General features: G+C 39.5%; 33 protein-coding genes. 7 read left to right on the top strand and 26 right to left on the bottom strand.

Annotation, left to right across the window (positions count from 1 at the left end; all coding sequences use genetic code 11):
• Positions 1-12 precede the first annotated feature (12 nt).
• The 24 genes from rplO to rpsL all read right to left on the bottom strand — a co-directional run bounded on the left by rplO (position 13) and on the right by rpsL (position 12,321).
• A complete protein-coding gene (rplO, locus tag J8L85_RS06750; protein ID WP_211015766.1) occupies positions 13-465 on the bottom strand; it encodes a 50S ribosomal protein L15 in 453 nt (150 codons plus the stop codon).
• An 11-nt stretch (positions 466-476) separates the two neighbouring features.
• Entirely contained in the window at positions 477-656 is a 180-nt protein-coding gene (gene rpmD, locus J8L85_RS06745; protein WP_211015764.1) for a 50S ribosomal protein L30, read from the bottom strand.
• A gap of 9 nt (positions 657-665) precedes the next feature.
• Entirely contained in the window at positions 666-1,190 is a 525-nt protein-coding gene (gene rpsE, locus J8L85_RS06740) for a 30S ribosomal protein S5 (protein WP_047246261.1), read from the bottom strand.
• A gap of 9 nt (positions 1,191-1,199) precedes the next feature.
• Positions 1,200-1,556 (bottom strand): 50S ribosomal protein L18, encoded by a 357-nt coding sequence (rplR, locus tag J8L85_RS06735; RefSeq protein ID WP_211015762.1) that lies wholly within the window; start codon positions 1,554-1,556, stop codon positions 1,200-1,202.
• Positions 1,557-1,566: 10 nt separating this feature from the next.
• Entirely contained in the window at positions 1,567-2,109 is a 543-nt protein-coding gene (gene rplF, locus J8L85_RS06730) for a 50S ribosomal protein L6 (RefSeq protein ID WP_211015760.1), read from the bottom strand.
• A 19-nt stretch (positions 2,110-2,128) separates the two neighbouring features.
• Positions 2,129-2,527, bottom strand: coding sequence for a 30S ribosomal protein S8 (gene rpsH / locus J8L85_RS06725; RefSeq protein WP_211015758.1), 399 nt, complete (start codon positions 2,525-2,527; stop codon positions 2,129-2,131).
• A 66-nt stretch (positions 2,528-2,593) separates the two neighbouring features.
• Entirely contained in the window at positions 2,594-2,863 is a 270-nt protein-coding gene (gene rpsN / locus J8L85_RS06720; RefSeq protein ID WP_047246265.1) for a 30S ribosomal protein S14, read from the bottom strand.
• Between the two features lies 1 nt (position 2,864).
• Positions 2,865-3,416, bottom strand: coding sequence for a 50S ribosomal protein L5 (rplE, locus tag J8L85_RS06715; RefSeq protein WP_211015756.1), 552 nt, complete (start codon positions 3,414-3,416; stop codon positions 2,865-2,867).
• A gap of 2 nt (positions 3,417-3,418) precedes the next feature.
• Positions 3,419-3,733 (bottom strand): 50S ribosomal protein L24, encoded by a 315-nt coding sequence (rplX, locus tag J8L85_RS06710; protein ID WP_047247910.1) that lies wholly within the window; start codon positions 3,731-3,733, stop codon positions 3,419-3,421.
• A 12-nt stretch (positions 3,734-3,745) separates the two neighbouring features.
• On the bottom strand, positions 3,746-4,114 hold the full coding sequence (gene rplN / locus J8L85_RS06705; protein ID WP_027064819.1) for a 50S ribosomal protein L14: 369 nt from the start codon (positions 4,112-4,114) through the stop codon (positions 3,746-3,748).
• A 3-nt stretch (positions 4,115-4,117) separates the two neighbouring features.
• Entirely contained in the window at positions 4,118-4,375 is a 258-nt protein-coding gene (gene rpsQ, locus J8L85_RS06700; protein ID WP_047246267.1) for a 30S ribosomal protein S17, read from the bottom strand.
• Between the two features lie 13 nt (positions 4,376-4,388).
• Positions 4,389-4,580 (bottom strand): 50S ribosomal protein L29, encoded by a 192-nt coding sequence (gene rpmC, locus J8L85_RS06695; RefSeq protein ID WP_047246268.1) that lies wholly within the window; start codon positions 4,578-4,580, stop codon positions 4,389-4,391.
• An 11-nt stretch (positions 4,581-4,591) separates the two neighbouring features.
• The gene (rplP, locus tag J8L85_RS06690) at positions 4,592-5,020 is read right to left on the bottom strand and encodes a 50S ribosomal protein L16 (protein WP_047246269.1); all 429 of its coding nucleotides are present in this window, start codon (positions 5,018-5,020) and stop codon (positions 4,592-4,594) included.
• A gap of 21 nt (positions 5,021-5,041) precedes the next feature.
• Positions 5,042-5,761: a 30S ribosomal protein S3 gene (gene rpsC, locus J8L85_RS06685; RefSeq protein ID WP_047246270.1), complete on the bottom strand. Its 720-nt coding sequence runs from the start codon at positions 5,759-5,761 to the stop codon at positions 5,042-5,044.
• 1 nt (position 5,762) lies between these two features.
• Positions 5,763-6,170: a 50S ribosomal protein L22 gene (gene rplV, locus J8L85_RS06680; protein WP_211015754.1), complete on the bottom strand. Its 408-nt coding sequence runs from the start codon at positions 6,168-6,170 to the stop codon at positions 5,763-5,765.
• Between the two features lie 3 nt (positions 6,171-6,173).
• Positions 6,174-6,452, bottom strand: a complete 279-nt coding sequence (gene rpsS / locus J8L85_RS06675; protein ID WP_047246272.1) for a 30S ribosomal protein S19 — start codon at positions 6,450-6,452, stop codon at positions 6,174-6,176.
• A gap of 14 nt (positions 6,453-6,466) precedes the next feature.
• Positions 6,467-7,291, bottom strand: a complete 825-nt coding sequence (gene rplB, locus J8L85_RS06670; RefSeq protein ID WP_211015752.1) for a 50S ribosomal protein L2 — start codon at positions 7,289-7,291, stop codon at positions 6,467-6,469.
• Positions 7,292-7,300: 9 nt separating this feature from the next.
• On the bottom strand, positions 7,301-7,591 hold the full coding sequence (gene rplW, locus J8L85_RS06665; RefSeq protein ID WP_047246274.1) for a 50S ribosomal protein L23: 291 nt from the start codon (positions 7,589-7,591) through the stop codon (positions 7,301-7,303).
• Between the two features lie 4 nt (positions 7,592-7,595).
• Positions 7,596-8,228, bottom strand: coding sequence for a 50S ribosomal protein L4 (gene rplD, locus J8L85_RS06660; RefSeq protein WP_211015750.1), 633 nt, complete (start codon positions 8,226-8,228; stop codon positions 7,596-7,598).
• A complete protein-coding gene (gene rplC / locus J8L85_RS06655) occupies positions 8,228-8,845 on the bottom strand; it encodes a 50S ribosomal protein L3 (RefSeq protein WP_211015748.1) in 618 nt (205 codons plus the stop codon). Before rplC ends, rplD begins: the two co-directional genes overlap by 1 nt.
• Before the next feature lie 148 nt (positions 8,846-8,993).
• On the bottom strand, positions 8,994-9,299 hold the full coding sequence (rpsJ, locus tag J8L85_RS06650) for a 30S ribosomal protein S10 (protein ID WP_007094989.1): 306 nt from the start codon (positions 9,297-9,299) through the stop codon (positions 8,994-8,996).
• A gap of 9 nt (positions 9,300-9,308) precedes the next feature.
• Entirely contained in the window at positions 9,309-11,441 is a 2,133-nt protein-coding gene (fusA, locus tag J8L85_RS06645) for an elongation factor G (RefSeq protein ID WP_211015746.1), read from the bottom strand.
• Between the two features lie 6 nt (positions 11,442-11,447).
• The gene (gene rpsG, locus J8L85_RS06640; RefSeq protein WP_047246278.1) at positions 11,448-11,924 is read right to left on the bottom strand and encodes a 30S ribosomal protein S7; all 477 of its coding nucleotides are present in this window, start codon (positions 11,922-11,924) and stop codon (positions 11,448-11,450) included.
• 22 nt (positions 11,925-11,946) lie between these two features.
• A complete protein-coding gene (rpsL, locus tag J8L85_RS06635; protein WP_027078345.1) occupies positions 11,947-12,321 on the bottom strand; it encodes a 30S ribosomal protein S12 in 375 nt (124 codons plus the stop codon).
• 403 nt (positions 12,322-12,724) lie between these two features.
• On the opposite strand from rpsL, the gene J8L85_RS06630 reads away from it, so the two are divergent.
• The 6 genes from J8L85_RS06630 to rlmB all read left to right on the top strand — a co-directional run bounded on the left by J8L85_RS06630 (position 12,725) and on the right by rlmB (position 22,320).
• On the top strand, positions 12,725-15,931 hold the full coding sequence (locus J8L85_RS06630) for a SusC/RagA family TonB-linked outer membrane protein (protein WP_211015744.1): 3,207 nt from the start codon (positions 12,725-12,727) through the stop codon (positions 15,929-15,931).
• A gap of 12 nt (positions 15,932-15,943) precedes the next feature.
• Entirely contained in the window at positions 15,944-17,635 is a 1,692-nt protein-coding gene (locus tag J8L85_RS06625; RefSeq protein ID WP_211015742.1) for a SusD/RagB family nutrient-binding outer membrane lipoprotein, read from the top strand.
• A 12-nt stretch (positions 17,636-17,647) separates the two neighbouring features.
• Positions 17,648-18,532 carry a hypothetical protein gene (locus tag J8L85_RS06620; protein ID WP_211015740.1) on the top strand — a complete coding sequence of 295 codons (885 nt, stop codon included), beginning with the start codon at positions 17,648-17,650 and terminating at the stop codon, positions 18,530-18,532.
• A 151-nt stretch (positions 18,533-18,683) separates the two neighbouring features.
• Positions 18,684-20,087, top strand: coding sequence for a PQQ-dependent sugar dehydrogenase (locus J8L85_RS06615; RefSeq protein WP_211015738.1), 1,404 nt, complete (start codon positions 18,684-18,686; stop codon positions 20,085-20,087).
• 73 nt (positions 20,088-20,160) lie between these two features.
• On the top strand, positions 20,161-21,510 hold the full coding sequence (locus J8L85_RS06610; protein WP_211015736.1) for an aryl-sulfate sulfotransferase: 1,350 nt from the start codon (positions 20,161-20,163) through the stop codon (positions 21,508-21,510).
• Between the two features lie 75 nt (positions 21,511-21,585).
• The gene (rlmB, locus tag J8L85_RS06605; RefSeq protein WP_211015734.1) at positions 21,586-22,320 is read left to right on the top strand and encodes a 23S rRNA (guanosine(2251)-2'-O)-methyltransferase RlmB; all 735 of its coding nucleotides are present in this window, start codon (positions 21,586-21,588) and stop codon (positions 22,318-22,320) included.
• Here the strand turns inward: rlmB and J8L85_RS06600 are convergent.
• Positions 22,317-23,063, bottom strand: a complete 747-nt coding sequence (locus tag J8L85_RS06600) for a rhomboid family intramembrane serine protease (protein ID WP_211015732.1) — start codon at positions 23,061-23,063, stop codon at positions 22,317-22,319. The two genes, rlmB and J8L85_RS06600, sit on opposite strands and share 4 nt — an antisense overlap.
• A gap of 136 nt (positions 23,064-23,199) precedes the next feature.
• On the opposite strand from J8L85_RS06600, the gene J8L85_RS06595 reads away from it, so the two are divergent.
• Positions 23,200-24,477, top strand: a complete 1,278-nt coding sequence (locus tag J8L85_RS06595; RefSeq protein ID WP_211015730.1) for a replication-associated recombination protein A — start codon at positions 23,200-23,202, stop codon at positions 24,475-24,477.
• On the opposite strand, the gene J8L85_RS06590 is transcribed toward J8L85_RS06595, so the two are convergent.
• Positions 24,474-25,325: a hypothetical protein gene (locus J8L85_RS06590; protein WP_211015727.1), complete on the bottom strand. Its 852-nt coding sequence runs from the start codon at positions 25,323-25,325 to the stop codon at positions 24,474-24,476. The genes J8L85_RS06595 and J8L85_RS06590 overlap by 4 nt on opposite strands.
• Between the last annotated feature and the right edge of the window lie 5 nt (positions 25,326-25,330).

Here is a 25,330-nt window from a genome sequence, read left to right as displayed (position 1 = left end):
TCCCGTTAATGCTTATAAACTTATTGCCTCACCACCTGCAGCTTCTATTGCAGCTTTTGCTGAAGCAGTAAACTTATGTACAGATATTTTTAGTGCGGATTTTAATTCTCCTCCTCCTAATATCTTTACTAAATCATTCTTTTTCACAAGACCGTTCTCTACCAAAGTTTCAAGGGTAACTGTATCCTTCACTACTTTGTTATCGACCAATTCTTGTAATTTATCCAAGTTTATCCCTTTATAATCTTTACGATTGATATTGGTAAATCCAAATTTAGGAACACGTCTTTGCAAAGGCATTTGACCACCTTCAAATCCGATTTTCTTAGAATAACCTGATCTAGATTTAGCCCCTTTATGGCCTCTTGCAGCAGTACCGCCTTTTCCAGATCCTTGCCCACGACCTAAACGCTTACCATCTCTATTTACGGAACCTTCTGCAGGTTTTAGATTACTTAAATTCATTAGATCTATATTTAAGCTTCTTCTGTAGAAACTAAATGTTTAACTTTATTTATCATTCCCAAGATATTAGGTGTTGCATCATGCTCAACAACTTGCCCAATTCTCTTTAGCCCTAGAGCTTCTAAGGTCCTCTTTTGGTTTTGAGGTTTCTTAATACCGCTCTTAACCTGTTTTACTTTAATCTTTGCCATAATATTCTCTTAACCTTTAAACACCTTCTCCAAGGAGATTCCTCTTTGTTGTGAAATTGTCTTGGCATCCCTAAGTTGTAACAAGGCATCAAAAGTCGCCTTAACAACGTTGTGCGGGTTTGAAGACCCTTGAGATTTAGACAATACATCATGAACACCTACTGCCTCCAATACAGCCCTTACAGCACCACCGGCAATAACACCGGTACCATGTGAAGCAGGCTGAATATATACTCGTGCTCCGCCGAACTTACCTTTTTGTTCATGAGGCAAGGTTCCTTTGTTCAAAGGAATACGAATCAAGTTCTTTTTACCATCTTCGATAGCTTTGGCAATAGCAGTGGCAACTTCTTTTGATTTTCCAAGACCGTGGCCTACAACACCATTCTCATCACCTACAACTACGATAGCGGAGAAACCGAACGCTCTACCACCCTTGGTAACCTTAGTTACACGTTGTACACCTACTAATCTATCTTTTAAATCTAAACCTCCTGGTTTAACAGTTTCTACGTTTTTGTATTTTTGGAACATACCTTTAATTTAGAATTTTAATCCTGCTTCCCTTGCCCCTTCAGCCAAAGACTTAACTCTTCCGTGATATAGGTTTCCACCTCTATCGAAAGCAACTTTTTCAATACCAACTTTACTGGCTTTTTCTGCAATTGCCTTACCCACTAGTGCGGCCTTTTCGGTTTTGGTACCTTTTGCAGTAGCAATATCCTTATCCCTAGAAGAAGCGGCAGCAAGAGTAACGCCTTTAACGTCATCTATCAATTGTGCATAGATTTCGCTGTTACTTCTGAAGACCGATAATCTTGGCCTTTCAGCTGTTCCTTTGGAAACCTTACGGATCCTTCTTCGAATTCTATATTTCCTTTGTGTTTTTGATAATCCCATAATACTATAATTAAGCTGATTTACCAGCCTTTCTTCTTAATTCTTCTCCAACAAATTTGACTCCTTTTCCTTTGTAAGGCTCTGGTTTACGAAAAGACCTGATCTTGGCGGCAATATGACCTACCAATTGCTTATCGTGCGAGGTCAATTTTACAATAGGATTCTTACCTTTTTCTGAAATAGTCTCAACTTTTACTTCAGGAGCAAGGTCAAAAACTATATTATGAGAAAAACCTAAGGCAAGATCAAGTTTTTGTCCTTGATTACTTGCACGGTAACCTACACCTACCAATTCTAATTCTTTGGTCCATCCTTTTGATACACCTTCTACCATATTCAGAATCAAAGATCGGTAAAGACCATGTTTCGCTTTATGCTCTTTAGAGTCAGACGGTCTTGTTACCCAAGCCTGTCCGTCTTCTATTTTAACTTCAACTCCTGAGTATTCCTGTTTCAACTCTCCTAATTTACCTTTTACGGTAATCATTTGATCATTGACTTCTATCGTTACTCCCTCAGGGATTGCTATCGGATTATTTCCTATTCTAGACATCTTCTAACTCTTTATTCGATTAATATACGTAGCATAAAACCTCGCCACCAACATTTTCAGCTTTGGCCTGCTTACTAGTCATTACACCATGAGATGTAGAAACGATCGCTATACCAAGCCCGTTAAGAACTCTAGGCAGATTTTCATTAGAGGCATACTTTCTAAGACCTGGCTTACTTATACGTTGTATATTCTTAATTACCGGATCTTTGGTCATTTTGTCGTACTTCAAAGCTATTTTGATAGTACCCTGAACCTTATCGTCCACGAACTTATAACTTAAAATATATCCTTGATCGAACAATATTTTAGTTATCTCCTTTTTTAAATTGGAGGCCGGGATCTCTACTACCCTATGACCTGCCCTACTTGCGTTTCTAATCCTTGTTAGATAATCTGCTATAGTATCTGTTACCATTTATATATAATTCGGTGACGGTTTTTAGCACTATTGCTAAACCTGAAACCAGTTATTCTTTATTTATTACCAGCTGGCTTTCTTAACTCCAGGTATCAAACCTTTGTTAGCCATTTCCCTGAACATAACCCTTGAGATTCCAAAAGTCCTCATATAACCTTTTGGTCTTCCAGTCAACTTACATCTATTGTGCATACGTACTGGAGAGGCATTTTTTGGCAATTTCTGTAACGCTTCATAATCGCCAGCTTCTTTAAGAGCTTTGCGTTTCTCAGCATATTTAGCTACAGTTCTTGCCCTTTTTCTCTCACGGGCTTTCATTGATTCTTTAGCCATACTACTTCTTTTTAAAAGGTAATCCTAATTCTGTTAGTAATGATTTTGCTTCCTTGTCAGTTTCGGCAGAGGTAACAAAAGTTATATCCATTCCGTTGATCCTATTGATCTTATCAATATTTATTTCCGGAAATATAATTTGCTCGGTTATACCAAGGTTATAATTGCCACGGCCATCAAAACCGGTTGCCTTGATACCCTGAAAATCTCTTACCCTAGGTAGTGCGGAAGTAACCAATCTGTCCAAAAATTCATACATACGCTCTCCACGCAATGTAACTTTGGCTCCGATAGGCATACCTTTTCTAAGTTTAAAGGCAGCAACATCCTTTTTAGACATTGTAGGTACCGCTTTTTGACCTGTAATCATAGTCATTTCGTCTACGGCATGATCAATAAGTTTTTTATCGGCAACGGCAGCACCAACACCTCTACTAACTACGATTTTCTCTAATTTTGGTACTTGCATTACATTACGGTAACCAAACTCCTCGGTCAACGCAGCAATAATGCGTTCCTTATATTCTTTCTTTAATCTTGCAACGTAAGCCATAACTAAATTACTTCTTTAGATTTCTTGGAAAACCTTACTTTTTTGCCATCTCTCACCTCATACCCTACTCTAGTTGTTTCACCAGACTTAGGATCAATCAACGATAGGTTAGAAACGTGAATAAGAGCTTCCTTTTTTACTATACCACCCTGAGGATTTTTTGCACTTGGCTTCTCATGTTTGGAAACCATGTTCACACCCTCTACGATAGCTTTATTCTTTTCAAGATTTACGGACATTACCTTACCTTCTGAACCTTTATGATCTCCAGCAATAACCCTTACCGTATCTCCTGCTTTAATTTTTAACTTCTTCATCTTGACAATCAATTATAGTACCTCTGGGGCCAATGAAACAATTTTCATGAATTGCTTGTCCCTAAGCTCTCTGGCTACAGGTCCAAACACACGGGTTCCTCTCATCTCTCCAGCTGGATTCAACAGTACACACGCATTGTCATCGAAACGGATATAAGAACCATCAGGTCTTCTAACCTCTTTCTTTGTTCTAACGACAACGGCAGTGGAAACCGCTCCTTTTTTAATACCTCCATTTGGCGTAGCCTCCTTAACGGTAACTACGATTTTATCCCCAATAGAAGCATATCTTCTTTTTGTACCACCAAGAACGCGAATAGTTAAAACTTCCTTTGCTCCGGTATTATCTGCTACTTTTAATCTAGATTCTTGCTGTAACATAACTTATTTAGCTCTTTCTAAGATTTCTACTAACCTCCAACATTTGGTCTTGCTCATGGGACGTGTCTCCATAATTTTCACGGTATCACCGACATTGCAATCGTTTTTTTCGTCATGAGCAACATATTTCTTAGTCTTCAAAACGAATTTACCGTACATAGGGTGTTTTACTCTTTTCACCTCTGCAACAACAATGGACTTTTCCATTTTATCACTGGTTACAACCCCAACTCTCTCTTTTCTTAAGTTTCTTTTTTCCATAAAGCAGAACCAATTATTGGTTTTCCCTTTTAGTTAATTCAGTAGCCAATCTTGCAACCGTTCTTCGAACTTTTCTAATTTGAAGAGGATTCTCCAATGGAGTTACAAAATGAGCCATTTTTAAATCTGCATGTTGCTTTTTATATTCAGCCAACTTTTCCGTAAGTCCTTCAACAGACAATTCTTTGATCTCTTGTTTTTTCATGATTCCTACGATTAATTTTCAACTGTATAATCTCGTGCAACAATAAATTTCGTTTTAACCGGAAGTTTTTGAGCTGCCAACCTTAAAGCCTCTTTAGCAACTTCCATCGAAACCCCAGCTACTTCGAACATAACCCTTCCTGGTTTTACGACCGCCACAAAATATTCTGGCGCCCCTTTACCTTTACCCATACGTACCTCTAAAGGTTTTTTGGTAATAGGCTTGTCCGGGAATATTTTTATCCATAGCTGACCTTCCCTTTTCATATATCTAGTAGCTGCGATACGCGCCGCTTCGATTTGACGAGAAGTCAAAAAGGCTGCATCACCTACCGATTTTATACCGAACATACCATTTGAAAGTTGGTGCCCTCTGTTAGAAAGACCTTTCATACGGCCTTTCTGCATTTTTCGGAACTTCGTTCTTTTTGGTTGTAACATTTTTCTCTACTTCTATAATTATTACTTTCTACGACGCGGTTTTCTACCACCTTCTTGCTTACCTCCTTTTGAAGACTGCCCTTTTTGCATGCCTACCAATGGAGAAAGTTCACGCTTACCATAAACCTCGCCCTTCATAATCCATACTTTGATACCCAACTTACCGTAAGTTGTTTGGGCTTCATGCAAAGCGTAATCTATATCGGCCCTAAAAGTAGATAATGGAATCCTACCTTCTTTATATGATTCGGACCTTGCCATTTCAGCTCCGTTCAAACGACCGGATATCTGAACTTTAATCCCTTCGGCATTCATTCTCATTGCCGCCGCAATAGCCATCTTAATAGCTCTTCTAAAAGAAATTCTACTTTCAATTTGCCTTGCTATACTCGCAGCAACCAAGTTTGCATCTACCTCCGGTCTCTTGATCTCGTATATATTGATCTGAACCTCTTTATTGGTAATTTTCTTAAGCTCTTCTTTAAGCTTATCGACCTCTTGCCCTCCTTTACCTATGATAATTCCAGGTCTAGCGGTCGTAACCGTTACGGTTATCAGTTTTAAAGTTCGCTCAATGATTACCCTTGAGACACTTGCTTTAGAAAGCCTAGCATGAATGTATTTTCTAATCTTATCATCTTCGGCCAGTTTATCACCATAGTCGTTTCCACCGTACCAGTTAGATTCCCATCCTCTGATAATTCCTAGACGATTTCCTATCGGATTTGTTTTCTGTCCCATTCTAGCTTTCTGTATTATTATTAGACCCCAAAACCAAAGTTACATGGTTCGAACGCTTTCTTATTCTATGTGCCCTACCTTGAGGAGCCGGACGCAATCTTTTCAACATTGCACCACTATCTACCCTGATTTCAGATACGATTAAATCGGCATCCTCTATACTGGCATCCTCATTTTTTGCTTGCCAATTGGCAATCGCGGAAAGTAACAACTTCTCTAATTTACGCGAAGCTTCCTTTGGATTAAATCTTAAGATTGCCAAAGCTTTTTCCACTTTCTCACCACGAACCAAATCAGCAACAAGCCTCATTTTTCTAGGTGAAGTAGGACAGTTGTTCAATTTTGCAAAAGCAACTTTCTGCTTTTCAGCCTTTATTCTTTCGGCCATCTGTTTTTTACGAACTCCCATAGCTTACTTCTTTCCTTTATTCTTAGCACCAGCATGACCCCTAAAAGATCTAGTTGGTGAAAATTCTCCTAATTTATGTCCTACCATATTTTCTGTAACGAAAACAGGTACAAATTGTCTTCCGTTGTGGACTGCTATTGTCAATCCTACAAAATCTGGAGTTATCATTGATGCTCTTGACCAAGTTTTGATAACCGATTTTTTACCGGATGCAACAGTCTGCTGGATTTTCTTCTCCAGACTATAGTGAACGTAAGGTCCTTTTTTTAGTGAACGTGCCATTTCTTTCTACTTTATTATTTCTTTCTACGTTCTATTATATACTTATTGGTACTCTTAGTCTTAGAACGAGTTCTAAAGCCTTTGGCAGGTATACCGTTCCTTGACCTTGGATGACCTCCAGATGCTCTACCTTCACCACCTCCCATTGGGTGATCTACAGGGTTCATAACTACTGGTCTTGTTCTAGGTCTTCTACCTAACCATCTACTTCTACCGGCCTTACCGGAAACCAACAACTGATGATCCGAATTCGATACGGCACCTATAGTAGCCATACAACCGGACAAAATAAGTCTTGTCTCCCCAGATGGCATTTTTACAGTAACGAACTTACCGTCCTTCGCCATTAACTGAGCAAAAGTTCCGGCACTTCTTGCCATTACGGCCCCTTGACCAGGACGCAACTCTATACAAGAAATTATAGTTCCCAAAGGAATTTGACTAAGTGGTAACGCATTTCCAATTTCTGGAGCAACATCAGCACCAGCAGCTACCTGCTGACCCACTTTTAATCCGTTTTGAGCAACAACATATCTTTTTTCACCATCGGTATACTCCAATAAAGCGATAAAAGCCGTCCTGTTTGGATCGTACTCTATTGATTTAACCACAGCAGGCACATCTTGCCTATCTCTTTTAAAATCTATTACACGATACCTTCTTTTATGACCTCCACCTTTTTGGCGAATGGTCATTTTTCCTTGACTGTTTCTACCTCCCGACTTTTTTAACGGAGCAAGCAAGCTTTTCTCCGGCTTATCAGTAGTAATGGCGTCAAACCCATTTACTACTCTAAAACGCTGCCCAGGAGTGATTGGTTTTAATTTTCTAACTGACATTTCTTGTCTTTATAGATTACTGTAAAAATCAATTATATCACCTTCAACAACATCAACAATCGCTTTTTTAATAGCATTTGTCTTTCCGTGCTGTACTCCAGTTTTTGTATATCTGGACTTTCTTGTAGGCCCATAATTCATTGTTCGAACTTTCTTGACCGAAACACCATAAGTAGCCTCAACAGCCTCCTTAATCTGAATCTTGTTAGCCCTTGGATCAACCACAAAACCATAACGATTGTTCAACTCGCTATCTGCAGTCATTTTTTCCGTAATAATTGGCTTTATCAACACACTCATGGTTCTACTTGTTATTTAAGTTTGATTCGATTCCTTCTAAAGAGCTCTCCAACAATACCACACTTGAGGCATTAAGTATTTTGTAAGTGCTTAATTCTGAGTTATTTATAACCTCAGAACCCTTAAAATTACGCGAAGACAAATATACGCCTTTATTTGAATCACCCAACACAAATAAGGATTTTTTGTTTTCTAAGCCCAACGACTTAAGCACATTAACGAAATCCTTTGTTTTAGGCACATCAAAATCAAAATCCTCAACGACCAAAATAGCCTTCTCTTTTGATTTAAGACTCAAAGCTGATTTTCTTGCCAAACGCTTTAAATTCTTGTTCAATTTTTGAGTGTAATCCTTAGGTCTAGGCCCAAAGATTCTACCTCCACCTCTAAAGATCGGAGATTTGATACTACCCGCTCTCGCGGTACCTGTACCTTTTTGTTTCTTTATCTTTCTGGTACTACCAGCAATCTCACCACGCTCTTTTGATTTGTGCGTACCTTGTCTTTGATGCGCCAAATATTGTTTCACATCTAAATAGACCGCATGATCATTTGGCTCTATAGCAAATACGTCATCAGAAAGGTCTGCCTTTCTACCCGTATCTTTTCCTTTTATATCTAAAACTGCTACTTTCATTACTTCTCTATAGTTATGTAAGCGTTTTTATGACCAGGTACACAACCCTTTACTACCAAAAGATTTTTCTCCGGAACTACCTTTAATACTTTCAGGTTTTGAACCGTAACACGTTCTCCACCCATTCTTCCTGCCATTTTCATTCCCTTGAAAACTCTAGCAGGGTAAGATGCCGCACCAATGGAACCAGGAGCCCTAAGTCTATTGTGCTGACCGTGTGTAGACTGCCCTACACCTCCAAAACCATGTCTTTTAACAACACCTTGAAATCCTTTACCTTTTGATGTTCCTACAACATCCACAAACTCTCCTTCTACAAAAACATCGACACCAATAGTGTCTCCCAATTTGTATTCACCTTCATAATCTCGAAATTCAATGACCTTTTTCTTGGGAGAAGCACCTGCTTTTTTAAAATGGCCAGATTCAGCCTTATTAGCACGTTTTTCTGCCTTGTCATCGAAACCAAGCTGAAGGGCACTATACCCGTCTACCTCTTCGGTTCTGACTTGGGTAACTACACATGGCCCAGCTTGTATAACGGTACAAGGAATGTTCTTCCCGTTCTCGTCAAAAATACTGGTCATGCCTACTTTCTTTCCTATTAACCCAGACATACTTAAATTATATTAATTACTAATTATTAAAATTCTTTCAAAAAAATAGGGTCAAAAATAATTCAACCCTGAAATTATTTTATCTCCGTTTTTCCCTCGCCCGCAGCTCAGGACATGTACACCGACCCTATTGGGGCCAGCTTTTCACTTAAACCTTGATCTCAACCTCGACACCGCTAGGAAGCTCTAGCTTCATAAGCGCATCAATAGTTTTCGATGAAGAGCTATAAATATCCAACAACCTCTTATAAGAACTTAATTGGAACTGCTCTCTAGATTTTTTATTTACGTGCGGTGAACGCAATACCGTAAATATTTTCTTATGCGTTGGCAAAGGAATTGGTCCCGTTACAACAGCACCGGTAGTCTTTACCGTTTTTACGATTTTCTCAGCAGATTTGTCTACCAAATTATGGTCGTAAGACTTAAGTTTTATTCTAATTTTCTGACTCATTTCCTTAAATTATGCTGTTATTCCTTTAGCCGCCTTAATAACTTCTTCAGAAATATTCGAAGGTGTTTCGGCATAGTGTGAAAATTCCATTGTTGATGTTGCCCTACCAGAAGAAAGCGTTCTTAAAGAGGTTACATACCCGAACATCTCGGATAAAGGAACCATACCTTTTACAACCTTGGCACCGGCTCTATCGCTCATATCGCTAATAGTACCACGTCTTCTGTTCAAATCCCCAACTATATCACCCATGTTTTCTTCAGGTGTAATAACCTCAATTTTCATGATTGGCTCCATTATTACAGCTCCAGCAGCTTTACCAGCAGCTTTGTAACCCATTTTCGCAGCAAGTTCGAACGATAGAGCATCCGAATCCACAGGGTGGAAAGAACCATCTTTCAACACAACTTTCATCGCATCCATCTCATAACCCGCCAATGGACCATTTTGCATAGCCATTGTGAAACCTTTTTCTACAGAAGGGATAAACTCTTTAGGAATACGACCTCCCTTGATCTCATCCACAAACTGAAGTCCAGTTCCTTCGAAATCTTCGTCCGCTGGACCCATTTCGAATACGATATCACCAAATTTACCACGACCACCAGATTGCTTCTTATAAGTCTCTCTGTGCGAAGCTGTTTTGGTAAATGCTTCCTTATACTCAACTTGAGGCTCTCCTTGGGTCACCTCTACTTTGAATTCTCTTTTTAACCTATCGACAATGATATCCAAGTGCAATTCTCCCATTCCGGAAATAATTGTCTGACCTGAAGCTTCATCTGTCTTCACCTGGAAGGTTGGATCCTCTTCAGCTAATTTTCCTAAGGCCATACCCAACTTATCTACATCAGCTTTGGTCTTAGGCTCAACAGCTATACCAATTACCGGATCTGGAAATTCCATACTTTCCAAAACAATAGGGTGTTTTTCATCAGACATGGTATCCCCTGTCTTAATATCTTTAAAACCTACCGCAGCCCCTATATCTCCAGCTTCGATATAATCGATAGCATTTTGCTTATTGGAGTGCATTTGATAAATTCTAGAGATACGTTCTTTTTTACCCGAACGGTTGTTCAATATATAAGAACCAGCATCCAATCTACCAGAATATGTTCTAAAGAAAGCCAACCTACCTACAAAAGGATCGGTAGCAATTTTAAAGGCAAGAGCCGAAAAAGGCTCTTTAACATCCGGCTTTCTAGATTCTTCCTCACCTGTATTAGGATTCACACCAATGATAGCTTCTTTATCTACCGGAGAAGGCAAATACCTACATACAGCGTCCAACAAGAACTGAACACCTTTATTTTTGAAAGAAGAACCACATACCATTGGTATAATAGCCCTATCCATAACAGCAGCTCTTAATGCCGCATGAACCTCTTCTTCAGAAATGGAATCTTCATCTTCGAAGAATTTTTCCATCAATTTTTCATCATACTCGGCAACAGCTTCGATCAAGGCAGCTCTATACTCCTTAACCTCCGCCTTCATATCTTCAGGAATATCGATCACATCAAAAGTAGACCCAAAGTTATCATCATGCCAAACAATGGCCCTATTCTTGGCCAAATCAACAATACCTTTAAAATCAGCCTCTTCACCGATTGGCAAAACAATAGGCACGGCATTTGAACCCAACATCTCTTTCACCTGCTTACACACGTTCAAGAAGTTAGACCCTTGTCGGTCCATTTTGTTAACAAAACCAATACGTGGCACTTTATAATTGTCGGCCAACCTCCAGTTAGTTTCAGATTGAGGCTCAACACCATCAACAGCACTGAACAAAAAGACCAAACCATCTAAAACACGAAGAGACCTGTTAACCTCAACCGTAAAGTCAACGTGTCCCGGGGTATCTATAATGTTAAAGTGATATGGTTTTGTCTCTGCCGTAGACTTACCGTTCTCCATTGGAAAGTTCCAAGAACAAGTTGTAGCAGCAGAAGTAATGGTAATACCACGCTCTTGCTCTTGCTCCATCCAGTCCATAGTGGCAGCACCATCATGAACCTCTCCAATTTTATGACTAACACCTGTATAAAAAAGTATACGCTCGGTCGTTGTTGTTTTACCAGCATCGATATGAGCCGCAATACCTATATTTCTTGTATATTTTAAATCTCTTGCCATTTCTGATTAAAATCTAAAGTGGGAAAATGCTTTGTTTGCTTCTGCCATTTTGTGGGTATCAACCCTTTTCTTTACAGCAGCGCCTTCCTCTTTGGCAGCCGCTAAGATTTCGGCAGCCAATTTTTGGGACATTCCTTTCTCATTACGCTTTCTAGCATAACTGATCAACCACTTCATTGCGGTAGAAATTTTTCTGTCCGGCCTAATCTGCATAGGAATCTGGAAAGTAGCCCCTCCAACCCTTCTACTTCTCACTTCTACATGAGGCATTACATTACTCAATGCATCCTTCCAAAGCTCTAAAGCAGTTTTTTCTTCATCTGTCTTTTTGGCCTCTACTATATCTATCGCATCATAAAATACACTAAATGCAACAGATTTTTTACCGTCCCACATCATCATATTAACGAATCTCGTAACCAATTGATCGTTAAATCTTGGATCCGGTAAAAGTGGTCTTTTCTTTGCCTGTCTTTTTCTCATTACTTCTTTTTAAAAAGTGTTATTACTTCTTAGGTCGTTTTGCACCATACTTAGACCTACGTTGTGTTCTACCGGCCACACCTGCTGTGTCCAATGCCCCACGAACGATATGATATCTAACTCCTGGCAAATCCTTAACTCTCCCGCCTCTTACTAATACTATCGAGTGCTCTTGTAAATTGTGACCCTCTCCCGGAATGTAGGCATTCACCTCTTTTCCATTGGTCAACCTTACCCTTGCAACTTTTCTCATTGCCGAGTTTGGTTTCTTTGGAGTTGTCGTATATACCCTTGTACATACACCCCTTCTCTGAGGACACGAATCCAAAGCAGCCGATTTACTCTTCTTAGTAATTGTGGCCCTTCCTGTTCGTACTAATTGTGAAATTGTTGGCATACTATATAAATATGTATAAAAATTACCCTTTGTTTAAGGGTCGGCAAATGTAGTGATATTTCAGAATAATTCAAACCACAGCGCAAATATTTTAAAAGTTTTTTTTAACTGACAATTTTCAGCGCCGAAAATTATTGTTAAGACCCTATGTTTTAACAAAAATTTTAGGTTTAAAAAATTTCACTGATTTTCTAAAAACAGCACTTCGAAACAAACGTAAAACATAGGTTTTTTGCGAAATTCATAAAATACAACTTGTTATATTACACAAACAAAAATATCAATACTGTTTAATCTGTAACTTTGAATTTTTTCACAAATTCTTAAAGTTTTATTAAAATTCCTTTGGATTATTAACACTTTATTTTGATTTTTGTCGCTAGCTAATTCAAATAATTAAAAAATGAGAACAAAACTAAATGGATTGTTGACGCTCTTGTTAGCGTTAATTGTGCATATTTCGTATGCGCAAGAAAAAACAGTTTCCGGTACTGTTACCGACCAGGATGGATTACCACTCCCGGGGGTTAACATTATTGTAACAGGAACTACGAATGGTACTCAAACCGATTTTGATGGAAATTATTCCATAACCGCGTCTGAGGGCCAAACATTACTCTTTACTTATATTGGTATGAAGAATACCACCCAGACAGTTGGTGGCAGTAACACTATCAATGTTCAAATGACAGAGGATGCACAAGCTCTTGAAGAAGTGGTAGTTACGGCACAAGGTATTAAAAGGGAGAAAAAGTCCCTTGGTTATGCGGTTTCTTCTGTAGACGCCGAGGACTTGGAGCAAAAAGCTGAAGGCGATGTAGGTAGGGTACTTAACGGTAAGGCCTCTGGGGTACTGATAAATGCCGCAAGTGGTATGTCAGGTTCCGCTACGAACATCGTAATACGTGGTTTTACCTCTATTTCGGGTTCTAACCAACCATTGTTTATTGTTGATGGTGTTCCTTTTAGTTCAGATACAAATTCACAAGGTGATGCAATTGACGGAAATGTAGGTTCCAGTAGGTTTTTGGACTTAGACCCTAACAACATTGCCAATGTAAACGTATTAAAAGGTTTGGCCGCGGCCAACCTATATGGTACCGCTGGTAGAAATGGTGTTATCTTGATAACCACTAAGGCAGGTGCTGCAGGCACGGGCAAAAAGAAATCTGAAATAACGGTTACTTCTTCTATTTTCTTTAACGAAATCTCAACATTACCAGATTACCAAGATCAATATGGTAACGGTTTTGACCAAGCTTATGGTGAGTTCTTCAGTAACTGGGGACCTGATTTCAATATACCAGAACCAAATAACTTTGGTGCAACTTGGGCAGGTACTAATGAAGAAGGTACTATTTTAATTAGACACCCATATTCAGTAAACTCTAAAGTAAGTGCGGCATTCCCAGAATACCAAGGTGCCACTTATGAGTTTAAACCTTATGATGGTGTAAAAGACTTTTTCCGTACCGGAACGGTTACCAATAACTCTATTAACGCCTCCGGTGCTTCTGAAGATGGCAAGCTTTCTTATAATGCCAGTATCGGTAACTTAAAAGATGAAGGTTTTACTCCTGGAAACAAACTACAAAGAACCACTTTTAGTGTTGGTGGTAGAGCTGAATTAAGTAACAAGTTCACCGTAAACGGAACCATGAACTTCACAAAAAGTGATGTTAAATCACCTCCTATCGCAGCTAGTACGGGTAACGGTGCATTTGGTGACGGTGCTTCTGTATTCGGACATTTGTTTTTTACCCCAAGAAGTGTTGACCTAATGGGACTTCCTTACCAAAACCCGATTGACGGAAGTAGTGTTTACTACAGAGGTGGTAACGATATTCAAAACCCACGATGGACAGCTGAGAATGCTTTTGCCAATCAAAATACCAACAGGGTATTTGGTAGCACACAGTTTAGCTATAAGATAAACGACAACATCAATGTTTTCTGGAGAACAGGTTTAGATTTCTATACAGAACGTAACGAGATTGGTCAGAACAAAGGTGGTGCCGAAGGGTACGTACAAGGTAGGTACCAAACGTATGACAACAAAAATACTATTTGGGACCATACTGCTCAATTAAACGGTATGTGGCAATTATCAGAAAAATTGGACATGAACGTTAACTTAGGTGCAACCTCTAGAAGAACAGAATTTTCTAGACAAGGTGTTACCAGTGACCAACAATCCATTTTCGGTGTGTTCAAACACTACAATTTTGCGACGGCCGCACCGGTTCAATATGACGAGATTCAGAACATTATGGGAGTCTATGCCCAAACAGAGTTTGGATATGACAACTTTGCGTATTTAACTTTGGCAGCAAGAAATGACTGGGTTTCAAACTTTATCGAAAACTCTATATTCTATCCATCTGCCAGTTTATCAATATTGCCTACGGCACTTATAGATGGGTTGCAGTCTCAAAACGGTCTTAACTTCTTAAAATTAAGAGCTGGTTACGGTACCTCTGCAGGTTTCTTTGGCGGGTATCCTGTAGCCAACACGGCAACTTTGGATACTAGAGAATTCCTTAAAGATGGTACTTTGGTCTCTTCTATTACAGTAGATGACGAATTGGCAAATCCAGCTTTAAGCCCAGAACTATTGCAAGAACTTGAATTTGGTGTTGAATCAAGATTCATACAGAACAGGGTGTCCTTAGATGTTTCCATTTATAAGAAAACCACTACAGATCTAATTTCAGAGCAACCATTGGATCCTTCATCCGGTTACACTTCAACTGTAACAAATATTGGTGAGGTTCAGGTAAAGGGTATAGAAGCTGATTTAGGTGTTTCTTTATTTAGAAGTGAAAACGAAGGTGGTTTTAACTGGGATGTAAACGCCAACTTTACGGCTGATGAATCTACAGTAATCGACTTAGGACAGGATACGGACAACATTAACATTGGAGGTCTGTTCTCTGACCTTTCCAACTTTGCCGTAGCAGGAAGGCCATTCGGTATTATCATGGGCTCTAGAGTCTTAAGAGATGATGCAGGCAACAAAGTAGTTACCAGTACAGGTAGTTATGCCGAGGAAAATGGATTATTTGAAATAGGTGATCCTAATGCCGATTGGAGATTGAACGTAAGTAATGGATTCAGGTTCAAGAACTTTAGTTTTAACTTCGATATATCTTACAGGCATGGTGGCGATGTTTACGCAAATACTATCTCTGCTTTGGTAGGTCGTGGTTTAACTACCGATACTCAAGACCGTGTATCCACATTCATTTTACCAGGTGTTAAAGCTGATGGTTCGGTAAATGACATTCAAATCAACAACTCTGACTACTACTTCAGCAACGTGGCTTTTGGCCCAAGCGAATTACAGGTATACGATGGTAGTACCATTCGTTTAAGAGAAGTTAGGTTAGGATATTCAGTACCTAGCAAAGCTTTGGAAAGAACACCATTTGGATCCTTAAGTTTTACCTTAACTGGTCAAAACCTATGGTTTAAAGGAATAAACATACCTGACGGTACCAATTTTGACCCAGAAAACTTAGGGGTCGGTGTAGGTAATGCACTAGGATTTGACTTTATCAATAGCCCAGGTTCAAGAAGATATGGTATGTCTATAAAAGCAACATTTTAAAAAAAAAAGAAAATGAAAATATTTATTAAAAACTTAGTTCTAACAGTTTTCTCCGCGGGGCTTATTCTTTCGTGTGAGAGTACGGAACTTGATCTAATTACCGACCCGAATGCGGTGAGTCCAGATCAAGCTACTCCTGATTTTTATCTAAATCGTGTTCAAGAAGAATTCGCAAGATTCAACGAAGACATGGGGTCTAATGGTGCCGAAGTAACAAGATTGGAAAACATGGGCACACGTTTGTACCAACAAGCCTACTCACCAGCTTCTCAAGATGGTGAATGGAGATATGCATACTCTTCTATGTTAACGGACATCGGTGCCATGAATACATTGGCTGAAGAAGCTAATTTTAAACGTCATATTGGTATGGGGCAAGTAATGCAAGCCTTTACAATAGTCACCTTGGTAGATTTTTATGGAGACGTTCCATACACGGAAGCCATTTCAGGTATAGACAACTTAAACCCAACGGCCGATAGCGGAGCATCTATATACGCTGCGGCATTGGATTTATTGGACGATGCGATTGCTAATTTCTCCACAGATGATAATGCCGCAGACCCTGACAATGATTATTATTATGGAGGAGACTGGGACAATTGGATAAAAGTAGCCAATTCTATAAAATTGAAAATTTATGCACAAACAAGATTGGTAGATGCAGGTGCCATGGATGCTTTTAATTCCATAATAGACGCAGGTAACTACATCACTTCTGTAGATGAAGATTTTCAATTTTCTTGGGGAACCAATGTAGTTAACCCAGATGCTAGACATCCGGATTACGCCGACAACTACACTACAACCGGTGCTGGTGATTATATGTCCAATTGGTTGATGAATTATATGGATAACTCTAAAAAAGACAATGCCATTACAATCTATAATGATAGCGACCCTAGAATACGTTACTACTTTTACAGACAAAACCCTACTACACCTGGTGCTGTTGACTCGGATGGACCTAACCAACAAACACTTTCTTGTAGTGTAGAACCGGCCCCAGCCCATTATGTTTCCGGCAATTTTACCTTCTGTTACTTACCAAACGGTTATTGGGGTAGAGATCATGGTGATGATGATGGCACACCTCCAGATGGTGAATTAAAAACAACGTACGGTGTATACCCAGCTGGCGGTGAGTTCGACGATAGTACTTTTGCAGGAGTTGATTTAGGCTCTGGTGCAGGTGGTGCAGGTATAACTCCAATTTTCTTGGCTCAAACAATAGATTTCCTTAAAGCGGAAATGGCATACTTTGACAATGAGCTTGAAGACGCAAAAACGTATATGCTAGACGGAATCGAAAAATCCATAGACAAAACAATGGCTTTTGGAGTATTGGACGGCGGTGCAGATTTATCGCTTGAGCCTACAGCTGATGATGTTACCGATTACCTTGCAGAAGTTGAGGCCGAATATGATGCCGCTGTTGGAGACGAAAAGTTAAATCTATTGGCAAAAGAGTTCTTTGTATCCCTATTTGGTAACGGAATAGATGCCTATAACTTCTATAGAAGAACAGGATACCCAAGTGATCTTCAACCGAACTTGGAGCCAGATCCAGGTGCGTTCATCAGATCATTCCTATACCCTTCGGTATACGCCAACAACAACAGTAACGTAACGCAAAAAACTTCTGTAACAGAAAAAGTTTTTTGGGACATCAACCCTGATAGCGGTTTTCCTTTATCAAATTAAAAAAATAGAATTATGAAAAGATATATTAAAAACATATTAATGTTATCGTTGGTATCTGTCGGCTTTCTGGCCTGCGAATCCAGCAATAAGACTATAGACGATGTCTTCGAGGAAGTGACCAGGGGAGCCGTCTTTAGAGCAACGACCTCTGCTTCGGAAGTAGCCGCACAGGAATTCAGTTATGAGGATCCCAACGCCGAGTATTCCGTTACATTTGAGGTAGAAGATAACGCTCAGGGTGAATTATTGGACAATGTGGAAATCTATACTTCCTTTACTAGTATAGCCGATGATGCCCTGTCTACCACCTCCACATTGCTCAAAACGATTACAGCTTCTGAGTTCACCACAAATGAAGATGGCCTTCCATCTATTACGGTTGTTCTAACATTAGGTGAGCTTGCTGCGGCCAATGGCCTAGCTGATGGCGACTATTTTGGAGGTGATAGCTTTACCATTAAATACGTATTGAATTTAACGGATGGAAGATCATTCACCAATACCAACTTAAACAGTACGGTTTCTGGTGGTTCTTACTATAGATCTCCATTTATCTATACCATTCCTTTGGTTTGTCCTCCAATTGCTCCAACTCCAGGAACTTGGACCATGGAATTGCAAGATGCATATGGTGATTCTTGGAACGGTGCTTCGTTGGATGTAAACATCGATGGTACCATCACGAATTATACTCATGATGGCGGCGATAGTACAACGATTACATTTGATGTACCTACAGGTACAGAGCTTATTCAAATTGTATACAACAGTGGTTCTTACGACGAAGAAAATACATTCCAAGTAATTTCGGCGAACGGAGAAACAGTTTTGGATTTAGGTCCCGAACCAACTGCAGGAGCCAGTCTTTTTGATTTCTGTTTACCTTTGAATCTATAATCTAATTTATAGAATATATAAAAAGGTGCAAACATATGTTTGCACCTTTTTTTGTTTAAATATGAGGCCATAAAAATTCGGCATCCTCAATACTCTTCCTTTTTTCACTTATTTCTTACCTTTAAAATATAACCCAGCCCACAAAACCAATATGAAAAAATTAAAATTAGTTTTATTACTTACCGTGCTAATCACTTCTTGTAAAGAGAGTGAGGTAAAAGAAACTAAAAAAGTGGTCACACCTGTCAATTCTGAAAATCGGGCAGATAAAGAAAAAGAGCTGCCAAACGGGGGCTTAATTTTACCAGATGGTTTTTCTGCCTTAGTTGTTGTAGACAGTATAGGCCCTTCTCGTCATATGGCAATCAACAAAAATGGTGATATCTATGTAAAATTGCGCGAGCCTAAGGGAATTAATGGAAATATAGCTCTAAGGGATACGGACGGGGACGGAAAAGCCGATATCATAAAACGCTTTGGCGATTACCCCAACGATGGTACCTTCGCCACAGAAATGCGTATTCACAATGGTTACCTCTACTTTAGTTCAGAACAAGTAATCTATAGGCAAAAACTATCGGACTCCCAATTAATTCCTGAAGGAAAACCCGAGGTTGTACTTACCGATTATTTCCCTAAACGATGGCATAATGCCAAATCTTTGGCTTTTGACAAAAAGGGGAATATGTATGTTACTTTTAGCGCCCCTACCAATGCGTGTGAAGATCCCAACTCTAAAGGACAAATAAAAGGCATGTACCCTTGTCCCGGTCTAGATGTACTAGGCAGTATATGGAAATTTGACGAAAACAAATTAGGACAATCGCAACAAGATGGTCAATTGTATGCTACTGGTATTAGGAGTATGGTTGCTATTTCATGGAACCATGAGGACAACACCTTGTACGGTGTACAACATGGCCGAGACTATCTACACAACCATGCGCCACAATATTTTAGCAAATGGGACCAAGCCGTATTACCTGCCGAAGAATTTATGAAAATAGAGGAAGGCGATAATTTTGGATGGCCCTATAGTTATTACGACCCTTTTAAGAACAAAAAAATGGTAGCCCCCGAATATGGTGGAGATGGCCAAAAAGAAGCCGTGGGTTTTAAAGACCCCATCATGGGCCTACCAGCACATTGGGCACCCAACGACCTTTTATTCTATACAGGCACCCAATTTCCCCCAAGATATAAGGAAGGAGCTTTTATTGCCTTTCACGGATCCATGAACAGAGGCCCCTACCCCCAAGGAGGCTATATTGTAGCCTTTGTTCCCTTCAAGAAAGGAAAACCTACCGGAAAATGGGAAGTTTTCGCAGATGGTTTTATCGGAGTCGATTCGGCCAAAACAACCGACGACGCAAAATACCGCCCCATGGGACTCGCTCAGGACACAAACGGATCTCTTTATATTTCAGAATCAAAACAGGGAAAAATATGGAGGATAAGTTTTAATGGAGACCCCCAAGCATTTGGAGATACGGAACTCAAAAAAATGGAGAAACGAAAATCTTTGCCTCACTTAAAAACCCCTGAAAAACCTTAGAGTCTATTATCAATAAAAAAAGTAACTTATTCCCATCGGAAAAACGACTGATTACCACCCAATAATCCGTATCATGAGCAAATCTTCTTCACTTCTAAAAATGAACCTGACATACGTGCTCTTAACGTGTTGCCTATTTTCATGTTCCGATGACGATTTTACACCACCGCCTTCTGAAGAGGAAGAAATCGTATTGGACGAGCATCAGGAAGACAACGAAGAAGAAACATCCGAAAACACCCAGGAAACCATAGAAGGAGAAATGGGCACCGTCACCTTTTACAACAAAGATTTGGCAGAAGACCATTATATTCTTGTAAACGACGCCCTGAGCAACAGGGTTTACCTAATGGACAAGAGTGCAAATATTGTATATGAATGGCCGTTAGACGAAAGAAATATTGGAAATGATGTCCTCTTATTAGAAGACGGAACCTTATTAGCTTCTTTACAAGCCGATAATCCCGAAATTTTATTCGGCGGTTTTGGTGGTAAAATTCAAATCATAGCAAAAAATGGAGAAGCTCTATGGGATTTTACTTATTCTAACAGCGAGTATCGCTCCCACCATGATGTGGAGTTACTTCCAAATGGTAATATTTTGGCAATCGCTTGGGAAAAGATGCCCGAAGCCGAAGCATTGGAAAACGGATCTAAGTATGGAACAGACCTATATCCAGAATCTATTATAGAGATAGACCCAAATACCAACACCATTACATGGCAATGGCATGCAAAAGACCATCTTATACAAGACTACGATAGCTCTAAACTAAATTATGGAGTAATAGAAAACAACCCACAATTAATAAATCTTAATTACTACGAAGCAACCGACGGCAATATAATGCACGCAAACGGTATTGCTTATGACGATACAAACGATCTTATTTATTTAAGTGTTAATTACTACAGTGAAGTTTGGGTCATAGACCATTCTACCACTACCGAAGAAGCGGCCGGTCATACCAATGGTAATTTTGAAAGAGGTGGTGATCTGATCTACAGGTTCGGGAACCCAAGTACCCAAAATAAAGAAGCAACAGATCGGCTGTTCCATAACAATCATTTCCCAAACTTATACGAGGAAGGAAAAATGTTGATTTTTTCAAATGGAGGAGACCTGGAACAATCCACGGTTTATGAATTTAGGCTTCCAAATGAACTTTCTTTACAAACTGTTCCAGAAACAATAGATCCAGAAATTACGTGGAGTTACTCAAACCCTGCCATTTATTCCCCAAAAGTATCGGGAGCGGTACGTTTACCAAACGGTAACACCTTAATTACCGAAGGGGACCATGGTATATGGGAAGTTACCACCGAAGGTGAAATCGTATGGGAATTCTCGGGTGTAGGCTTTTTCTGGAGAGCATACCATTACGCCAAAGATGATCCGGCAATATTAGCGCTGGACCTATAAAAATGTCTTTTATTTTTATGAATGCCGAACTGAAAAAAAATATCACCTGTTCTTCAAATTAAGTATCTTCGCCCCATGAATGATCAAATATATGGCATAAGGGCCATTTTAGAAGCTATAGATTCTGAACAGCCAATCAATAAGATATTTCTTCAAAGAGGGCTTAGTGGTGAATTGTTTAAAGAACTAGAGTCGGCTATTAGAAAAAACAATCTTATTTGCTCATATGTACCTGTTGAAAAACTGAACAGGTTAACAAAAAACAACCATCAGGGAGCGGTCGCGAGTATATCTCCCATTAAATTTCATACCCTTGAAGACTTGGTAGAAAAAGTCTCTGAAAAAGAGAGCAATGCCCTATTTCTTCTTTTAGACCAACTTTCCGATGTTCGTAATTTTGGGGCTATCATCAGAACAGCGGAATGTACCGGTGTAGATGGTATTATAATTCAAAAAAAAGGTGCTGCCCCGGTTACCGCCGATACTATTAAAACCTCGGCCGGTGCCGCATTTAAAGTTCCTATTGCAAAAGTAGACCATATTAAGGACGCCATTTATTATTTACAGGCCTCTGGTGTAAAGGTGGTATCAGCGACCGAAAAAACAACAGATTCTATTTACGATATTTCGTTCACCCAACCCATTGCCATCGTAATGGGTGCCGAAGACCAAGGTATCTCACCCTCTATTTTAAAAGCTTCGGACTATAGGGCCAAATTGCCATTGTTGGGAGAAATTGAATCGCTGAACGTTTCTGTTGCTTGCGCCGTGTTTTTATACGAAGCGGTCAGGCAACGTCTGCAAGGCTAATTATCTTCAGGTTCGTCGGTATTACGACTTTCCTTGTAATGATATTTAAAACTGATCCGTTCTTGAGATTCCTCTTCCGGTATCGACTCAATAAAATTACCTTCGGCATCAAAATGTTTTAGAAAAGGGTCTTCTTCTTCGTTGTACCCTTCTTTTTCCCATTCAAACTTTTTGGGCAACGGCACTCGCACCTTAAATATCAGTGCAAATAAAAGCCCCGTTATAAAACCGCCCAAATGTCCTTCCCACGAAATACCTTCTTTAACAGGAAATATATACCACAGAAGACTACCGTAAATAAATACCACTACCAACGATAAAGCTACCAACCGATAATGCTTTGTAAAAACGCCCTTAAAGAAGATGAAACTTGCCAACACATAGATAAGCCCACTGGCACCAATATGGTGCGATGGCCTTCCGATCAGCCAAGTGATCAAACCCGACATCAACACCCCACCTATCAGCACCTTGAAAGCTACTTTACCATAAAAATAAAACAATGCGGCCAACAGAACCGCCAGAGGAATGGTATTGTTCCACAGATGCTCTAGAGAACCATGGATGAAAGGACTAAAAACAACCCCCTTTAACCCCATGAACGTTCTTGGATAAATACCGTAATCATTAAAATTTGTGCCTCTCAACAGTTCAACCCAATAAACCGTCCATATTGTTAGAACGGACACCAAAGGAACAAAAAGCACCTTGTTCGAAAATTTAAAATGTTGATTCTCTAACATTCCATACTTAGTATCAATTAATTGGCCAAAACAAAAAATCGGTTAAAATGTCATTTATCAAAAATAAGCCTAAAATTTTACCCAATATTATCTACAAGCCAAATGCCCTTAGTAAACTTTATTCTATTTTTATACCATGAATCAGCCATTAGCAGAGCGTGTACGTCCAAAAAATTTGGAGGAATATATAAGTCAAAACCATTTGGTAGGGACAAATGGCTCTTTGACACATCAGATAAAAAGGGGAATCATTCCCTCCTTGATTTTATGGGGCCCCCCGGGTACGGGAAAAACCACTTTGGCCCATATTATAGCAGAAGAAAGCAAAAGGCCCTTTTATGAGCTAAGTGCGATCAACAGTGGTGTCAAAGACATCAGAGAGGTTATAGACAAGGCCAAACAAGCAGGAGGACTTTTTACGACCAAAAACCCCATTCTTTTTATAGATGAGATACATAGGTTCAGCAAATCGCAACAAGATTCGCTCTTGGCGGCTGTAGAAAAAGGTTGGGTTACGCTTATAGGCGCCACTACCGAAAACCCAAGTTTTGAAGTAATTCCGGCCCTTTTATCAAGATGCCAGGTATATGTTCTAAATGCTTTTGACAAAGAAGATTTAGAACAACTTTTAAAACGTGCCATTGAGAAAGATGATATTCTAAAATCTAAAAAGATTGACCTAAAGGAAACCGAGGCATTATTAAGACTATCTGGCGGTGACGGCAGAAAATTATTGAACATATTTGAACTGGTCGTTAATTCCGAGCCCCACGAAGACATAACCATTACAGACGATTTGGTGCTGTCCAAGGCCCAAAAGAACACCGTACTATATGATAAAACAGGAGAACAGCATTATGACATTATTTCCGCTTTTATCAAATCGATCCGGGGAAGCGACCCTAATGGAGCCGTTTATTGGTTGGCCAGAATGATTGAAGGAGGCGAAGACGTAAAGTTCATTGCACGAAGAATGCTTATTTCAGCTTCTGAAGATATAGGATTGGCCAACCCGACCGCACTGGTAATTGCCAATACCACCTTTCAGGCGGTGACGACCATCGGTTATCCAGAGGCTCGTATCATTCTAAGCCAATGTGCCATTTATTTGGCTACCTCAGCAAAAAGCAACGCTAGTTACATGGCTATTGGAAAGGCACAACAGACCGTTAAACAGACCGGAAATCTATCCGTTCCCCTACATCTAAGAAATGCCCCTACAAAACTAATGAAGGATCTTGGCTATGGTACCGACTATAAATATGCCCACGATTATGAGAATAATTTTGTAAACGAAGAATTTTTGCCCGATGAACTTACGGGCACCTCATTTTACCGACCTGGTCATAACCAACGAGAAAATGCGCTCAGCGAGTTTTTAAAAAAGCGATGGAAAGATAAATATGACTTTTAGAACTTGATGTTCAGTTCTTTTTGTGTGAGCTTATCCCCTTCATAATACTCGAAGATCCATTGACCATCTTTTTGATAGACCATGCCACTTTTGCCGTCGCCCTGTGCCATATATACATTGTCGGTAGAACTTTTCATTAACTTCATTCTGACCTTAGGGGTACTATCTACCAACTGATAACCATTGGCGAGTTTTTGAGCATACAGGATCTCTGTTGCCTCCCCTACCTTATTTAGTTGTATTTCAGAAGAAACGGGCTCCCTATTTTTATACAATTGGTCTTCTGTGGTAGCCTGCTGTACCACCATAGGATTCGTATTCTTTGGTTTACTTGCGGCAACGTCCGCCTCAACATTTTTCTCCTCCAGTTTTTTTACGTCATTTTTAAAATTAAGCGTTACCGTCTCTTTCTCCCCTCCTTTATTGTTGTACACATAATTTACTCCGTTAAAGCTTTTCATTGCCATTCTAATAGCTTCGGAATATGCGCCCCTGAATTCTTTAACCTTGCTTTTGCCCTGTTGTGTCTTAAACACTTCCTCACCATTACAATCTGTCAGTGAAATAGAGGTCTTTGTTGTAAACATTGTGGAATCATCGATCAACGAAGCCATAAGGCCCAAACATCTATTAAATTTTAAGTCATCGGGCAGTGCATCGTCGTATACCACATTAAATCCTTTTTCGGTAAAAAGAAACTTTACCAAGGTACTTGTTTGATGTTCATTTTGCTTTTTAAAAGCTTCGAATTGTTTGGGGACTATAATGTACTTATAGTCATTCAGATTTGCCTGACCAAATCCCATAACATTCAACAATACGAAAAACGACACTATTAGGGTTTTCAAAATAT

The organism is Maribacter sp. MMG018 (assembly GCF_018100785.1).
Classification (GTDB): domain Bacteria; phylum Bacteroidota; class Bacteroidia; order Flavobacteriales; family Flavobacteriaceae; genus Maribacter.
This window is presented reverse-complemented; position numbering and strand designations above follow the sequence as displayed.

Coding starts and splice junctions, on each gene's coding strand:
- rplO (WP_211015766.1), bottom strand. CDS start 465: ATGAATTTAAGTAATCTAAAACCTGCAGAAGGTTCCGTAAATAGAGAT.
- rpmD (WP_211015764.1), bottom strand. CDS start 656: ATGGCAAAGATTAAAGTAAAACAGGTTAAGAGCGGTATTAAGAAACCT.
- rpsE (WP_047246261.1), bottom strand. CDS start 1,190: ATGTTCCAAAAATACAAAAACGTAGAAACTGTTAAACCAGGAGGTTTA.
- rplR (WP_211015762.1), bottom strand. CDS start 1,556: ATGGGATTATCAAAAACACAAAGGAAATATAGAATTCGAAGAAGGATC.
- rplF (WP_211015760.1), bottom strand. CDS start 2,109: ATGTCTAGAATAGGAAATAATCCGATAGCAATCCCTGAGGGAGTAACG.
- rpsH (WP_211015758.1), bottom strand. CDS start 2,527: ATGGTAACAGATACTATAGCAGATTATCTAACAAGGATTAGAAACGCA.
- rpsN (WP_047246265.1), bottom strand. CDS start 2,863: ATGGCTAAAGAATCAATGAAAGCCCGTGAGAGAAAAAGGGCAAGAACT.
- rplE (WP_211015756.1), bottom strand. CDS start 3,416: ATGGCTTACGTTGCAAGATTAAAGAAAGAATATAAGGAACGCATTATT.
- rplX (WP_047247910.1), bottom strand. CDS start 3,733: ATGAAGAAGTTAAAAATTAAAGCAGGAGATACGGTAAGGGTTATTGCT.
- rplN (WP_027064819.1), bottom strand. CDS start 4,114: ATGTTACAGCAAGAATCTAGATTAAAAGTAGCAGATAATACCGGAGCA.
- rpsQ (WP_047246267.1), bottom strand. CDS start 4,375: ATGGAAAAAAGAAACTTAAGAAAAGAGAGAGTTGGGGTTGTAACCAGT.
- rpmC (WP_047246268.1), bottom strand. CDS start 4,580: ATGAAAAAACAAGAGATCAAAGAATTGTCTGTTGAAGGACTTACGGAA.
- rplP (WP_047246269.1), bottom strand. CDS start 5,020: ATGTTACAACCAAAAAGAACGAAGTTCCGAAAAATGCAGAAAGGCCGT.
- rpsC (WP_047246270.1), bottom strand. CDS start 5,761: ATGGGACAGAAAACAAATCCGATAGGAAATCGTCTAGGAATTATCAGA.
- rplV (WP_211015754.1), bottom strand. CDS start 6,170: ATGGGAGTTCGTAAAAAACAGATGGCCGAAAGAATAAAGGCTGAAAAG.
- rpsS (WP_047246272.1), bottom strand. CDS start 6,452: ATGGCACGTTCACTAAAAAAAGGACCTTACGTTCACTATAGTCTGGAG.
- rplB (WP_211015752.1), bottom strand. CDS start 7,291: ATGTCAGTTAGAAAATTAAAACCAATCACTCCTGGGCAGCGTTTTAGA.
- rplW (WP_047246274.1), bottom strand. CDS start 7,591: ATGAGTGTGTTGATAAAGCCAATTATTACGGAAAAAATGACTGCAGAT.
- rplD (WP_211015750.1), bottom strand. CDS start 8,228: ATGAAAGTAGCAGTTTTAGATATAAAAGGAAAAGATACGGGTAGAAAG.
- rplC (WP_211015748.1), bottom strand. CDS start 8,845: ATGTCTGGGTTAATAGGAAAGAAAGTAGGCATGACCAGTATTTTTGAC.
- rpsJ (WP_007094989.1), bottom strand. CDS start 9,299: ATGAGTCAGAAAATTAGAATAAAACTTAAGTCTTACGACCATAATTTG.
- fusA (WP_211015746.1), bottom strand. CDS start 11,441: ATGGCAAGAGATTTAAAATATACAAGAAATATAGGTATTGCGGCTCAT.
- rpsG (WP_047246278.1), bottom strand. CDS start 11,924: ATGAGAAAAAGACAGGCAAAGAAAAGACCACTTTTACCGGATCCAAGA.
- rpsL (WP_027078345.1), bottom strand. CDS start 12,321: ATGCCAACAATTTCACAATTAGTACGAACAGGAAGGGCCACAATTACT.
- J8L85_RS06630 (WP_211015744.1), top strand. CDS start 12,725: ATGAGAACAAAACTAAATGGATTGTTGACGCTCTTGTTAGCGTTAATT.
- J8L85_RS06625 (WP_211015742.1), top strand. CDS start 15,944: ATGAAAATATTTATTAAAAACTTAGTTCTAACAGTTTTCTCCGCGGGG.
- J8L85_RS06620 (WP_211015740.1), top strand. CDS start 17,648: ATGAAAAGATATATTAAAAACATATTAATGTTATCGTTGGTATCTGTC.
- J8L85_RS06615 (WP_211015738.1), top strand. CDS start 18,684: ATGAAAAAATTAAAATTAGTTTTATTACTTACCGTGCTAATCACTTCT.
- J8L85_RS06610 (WP_211015736.1), top strand. CDS start 20,161: ATGAGCAAATCTTCTTCACTTCTAAAAATGAACCTGACATACGTGCTC.
- rlmB (WP_211015734.1), top strand. CDS start 21,586: ATGAATGATCAAATATATGGCATAAGGGCCATTTTAGAAGCTATAGAT.
- J8L85_RS06600 (WP_211015732.1), bottom strand. CDS start 23,063: ATGTTAGAGAATCAACATTTTAAATTTTCGAACAAGGTGCTTTTTGTT.
- J8L85_RS06595 (WP_211015730.1), top strand. CDS start 23,200: ATGAATCAGCCATTAGCAGAGCGTGTACGTCCAAAAAATTTGGAGGAA.